The following is a 654-nucleotide window of genomic DNA, read 5'->3' as shown; positions in this document are numbered from 1 at the left end:
CTTTGCGATTCTTCCAGCCGCCATAATTTTTCACTAAACCGAGCGGCATTTCATAATGAGAGATGGTTACGACAGGCTCAATATGATGCTTTAACAGCTCATCAAACAGATCATCATAAAAGCTGAGGCCTTCTTCATTGGGCTCCTCTTCATCGCCATTCGGAAAAATTCTCGTCCACGCAATCGATGTGCGGAACGCCTTAAATCCCATTTCCGCAAATAAGGCGATATCCTCTTTATAACGATGATAAAAGTCAATCCCTTTGTGATACAGATTCAAGGAAGTCATTGATTCATCAAATGGAGACATGATCCCGTTCGGCGATACGTCAGACCTCCTGCACCTGCACCATTTAGGTTTTGCCTGCTTTCACAGTAACAATCCTGACGGGTCGTTTTATTTGTTTGCAGGTATACTTTAGCACTAGATTTACAGGATGTCAACGCTTTCATTTTTGGTGTTGACTATCGTTTCTAGAACAAAAGTAATCATAAAGATTTGAACTTTAACTTCAATAAAAAAAACCTTGAAAGGCATTTTTCCAATCAAGGTTAATAATCGTTATCGTTTTCACTGAAAGATTCTTTTATTTGTACTATTAGAGTGTTTAGCCATTCAATTGGTTCTAAATTAAACGCAGGAAAATACACCCC

Annotated in this window: 1 pseudogene; it reads right to left on the bottom strand. The window is 38.7% G+C overall.

From position 1 onward, the window contains the following. Window positions 1–334, bottom strand: a pseudogene (locus tag ACWHAR_RS28205) (family 1 glycosylhydrolase); the annotation flags it as partial. Between the last annotated feature and the right edge of the window lie 320 nt (window positions 335–654).

Source organism: Bacillus sp. LR--39 (assembly GCF_053613335.1).
This window is presented reverse-complemented; position numbering and strand designations above follow the sequence as displayed.